This window comes from Intestinibacter sp. (assembly GCF_051866655.1).
In the GTDB taxonomy this organism is placed as follows: Bacteria; Bacillota; Clostridia; order Peptostreptococcales; family Peptostreptococcaceae; genus Intestinibacter.
In genome coordinates this window covers 1-3651 of record NZ_JBJDXL010000309.1, presented here as the reverse complement: position 1 = coordinate 3651, position 3651 = coordinate 1, and the positions used below count along the sequence as shown (strand labels likewise).

3 protein-coding genes are annotated in these 3651 nt (G+C 30.6%); all 3 read left to right on the top strand.

All coding sequences use genetic code 11. The features are described from left to right. The coding region (locus ACI3VO_RS09230) for a leucine-rich repeat protein (RefSeq protein WP_439757636.1) at positions 1-1857 on the top strand (1857 nt) is incomplete at its 5' end. Positions 1858-2048: 191 nt separating this feature from the next. Then, a complete protein-coding gene (locus ACI3VO_RS09225; RefSeq protein WP_439757635.1) occupies positions 2049-2618 on the top strand; it encodes a sigma-70 family RNA polymerase sigma factor in 570 nt (189 codons plus the stop codon). Next, a partial coding sequence (locus ACI3VO_RS09220) for a DUF4179 domain-containing protein (protein WP_439757634.1) occupies positions 2618-3651 on the top strand: 1034 nt, incomplete at its 3' end. The genes ACI3VO_RS09225 and ACI3VO_RS09220, both read left to right, overlap by 1 nt.

Sequence of the window (3651 nt, the reverse complement as noted above, 5' to 3'; positions counted from 1 at the left end):
ACTGTATATAATTCAGAGGTAATAATAACTGGCTATACAGGTCAAGACACAGAAATAACTATACCTTCAAAAATAAATGGGATGAAGGTAACAACTATAGAAGAATGTGCATTTTATGGATGTAGTTCATTAAAGAGTATAACAATTCCAGCAGGAGTAACTTCAATTGGAAACGCTGCATTTGAGGGATGTAGTGCATTAGAGAGTATAACAATCCCAGAAGGAGTAGCTTCAATTGAATATAGTGTATTTTATGGATGTAGCGCATTAGAGAGTATAATAATCCCAAAAGGAGTAACTTCAATTAAAAACTTTGCATTTTATGGATGTAGTTCGTTAAAAAGTATAACACTTCCAGACAGTTTAACATATATAGGAGAATGTGTATTTCAGGGATGTAGTTCATTAGAAGGAATAACACTTCCAGATGGAGTAACATATATAGGTAGCTATACATTTTATGGATGCAGTGCATTACAGAGTATAACAATTCCAAAAGGGATAACTTCAATTAAAGATCATGTATTTACTGACTGTAGTTCATTAAAAAGTATAACACTTCCAGAAGGCTTGACTTCAATTGGAGAAAGCACATTTTATAGATGTAGTTCATTAGAGAGCATAACAATCCCAAAAGGAGTAACATCAATTGAAAATAGTCTATTTTTAGGATGTAGTGCATTAAAGAGCATAACACTTCCAGAAGGAGTAATTTCAATTGGAAAAAGTGCATTTTCTGGATGTAGTGCATTAAAGAGCATAACAATCCCAAAAGGAGTAACATCAATTGGAGAAAGTACTTTTTATGAATGTAGTTCATTAGAAAGTATAACACTTCCAGAAGGAGTGACTTCAATTGCAGGTGGTGCATTTGGTTACTGTAGCGCATTAAAAAGTATAACACTTCCAGAAGGAGTAACCTCAATTGGAGGATCTACATTTTGGGGATGTAGTTCATTAACAGATATAACAATTCCAAAAGGAGTAACATCAATTGAAAATTATACATTTTATGAATGTAGCTCATTAACAGGTATAACACTTCCAGAGGGAGTAGCTTCAATTGGGACTTATGCATTTTATAGATGTAGTGCACTAAAAAGTATAACAATCCCAAAAGGAGTAACATCAATTGGAACTTATGCATTTCTAGGATGTAGTAATTTAACGATGTACGTTTATAAAGATTCAGTATCAGAAACATACGCTATAGATAATAATATCACTTACAAGTACAGAGATGACGAGGATGTAGTTATAACAAGTATTACCTTTGATGCAGATAATGGAACTGAAAATATAGTAAAAACAGTAGGTAAAGGTCAGCAATTAAACTATACACCAGAAGCTCCTACAAAGACTGGATATACATTTGTAGGATGGTACAAGGATACTGACGACATAACTACAGAATACAAATCAGGTGCTACATATGATCAAGATACAACATATAAAGCTAAATGGGCTCATGTAGAGATGCTAGGAGCTCAAGTCAAAGCAGTAGTAGACGATAAGAGTGGTATAAGATTTGGTACTAGAATCTACAACGATGGCGATGAAATAGTAGAAAAAGGAACTATAATACTTCCAGCTAGATTACTACCAGAGGGAGAATCATTGACACTAGATACTCCTAATATAGCTCAATCTATAGGTAAGGTAAACTACGAAGTGAATGAGGAAAAGAATTATGTAACTTATTTAGGAACTTTAGTAAATATACCAAGAGCTCAATTTGATGCAGAAATAACAGCATCAGCTTATGTAATTTACAAGGATAAGGCTGGTAATGAATATACTGTTTATGCAACATATAAGAAGGGTTCAACAACTATAAATAAATTATTAAACAATTAATAAGTATTAAATAAAATTAGGGAATGTAGTGAAATAATTTTTGTTTATTTTGCTACATTCCTTTTTGTTTAATTTATACCCTCTATAGGCTTGATAAATAAAATTAGAATTTTTATATAAAAAATTGCAACTAAATAGACAGTACAAGTATCTAATATATATATATAATTTAGTTACAAGGAGGGGACAAGATGATTGAAGATAGTGTAATTAAAATGATAAACTCATCGAACCAAACAAAAGACCGATACAAAGAGTATGAATTACTCGAAAAAGCACAAAAAGGAAGCGACAATGCATTTGAGGAGCTGATAAATATTTACAAAGAATATCTCTATAAAATGTCATTTTTATATGTGAAAAACGAACACGATGCCTTAGATATTTATCAAGAGACCGTCTATAAAGCCTATATAAATATACATAAACTTAAAAACTATAGATTTTTTAAAACATGGATAACTAAAATACTGATAAACAATGTGAAATTAAAACAAAGACACGACAATAAGTTCACAGATCAAAAGCTGGATAATTATATAGGCGAGATTTCTTATTCAAGCTTAGAGGAAAAAATAGATTTATACGATGCAATAGACTCTTTAAATGATAAATACAAAACCTCTATAATACTTCAATATTTTCATGATTTTAGCATATCTCAAATCTCAGAAATCATGGATTGTAATGAAAACACAGTAAAGTCATATATAAGACGCGCGAAGAAAAAGCTATATGATCTATTAAAGGAGGAGAAGTAATGAGTAAGTTTGATAATATAAATATTCCAGATAATCTAGATGAGGTAACTAAAAAAGCTATAAATAGAGGGAAAAATCACAAGAGAAAAATAAGATATAGAAAAATAGCAGTGGCATCTTTAGTCGTAATATCAATAGGCACAGTAGGAATAATGAATACCTCACTAGCTGATTCTATTCCAATAATAAGTAAAATTTCACAGTATTTTAATGACAATATAAAGTCGCTATACAAATCGGACAAAGAGGATTTCGAGGAAACAGGCACAGATTTTGATTTAACTGCTAAGGATAAAGGAATAGAATTAACACTTGATAGCGTATCTATTGATGAAAATTATTTAGTAATATTTTATACAATAGAAAGCGATGAGAAAATATCTGATTTAGTCGATATGAATAAGTATAAGTCGGCTGATCATGTGAGTCCATTATTAGATGCGTATAAGGATGGAGAAAATATAACACCATTTGGACTTGTAGAGCATGAAGCTACATATATATCCGATAACAAGTTAAAAGGTATGCGAAAAATAGACATGAGTGAGACAACTATAGAAAACAATGAAAAAATAGAGATTCGAACTGATGAAATATTTGGTAAAAAAGGCGACTGGAGTATCTTTGTAAATGTAGATAAATCCAAAGCTATTGAAAATACTCGTGTCTACAACATAAATAAAGATTTTGTGGTAAATAATAAATATTATGACGAAGAAGCCAAAAAAGAAGTAAAAGTAAAACATGAGATAACTGTAGATAAGGTGATAATATCTCCTCTAGCTAACAAAATTATTATAAAGGAAAAGCCCGTAAAGATTTCTAATAGCTGGTATGCTACACTAGATACAAATTTTGTTTTATTTGATGAAAAAGGAAATATGCTAGATGTATTAGATAAAGGAGGTTTTATGTCAACTTCTGAAGCTTCAAAATCAATAGAATTTTTGGGAGCAGATGAGGATATTAAATCACTTACTTTAGTTCCTATATCAGATTATACAAATGTAAAAAATCATCTTCTAGAGCCACA

Coding starts and splice junctions, on each gene's coding strand:
- ACI3VO_RS09225 (WP_439757635.1), top strand. CDS start 2,049: ATGATTGAAGATAGTGTAATTAAAATGATAAACTCATCGAACCAAACA.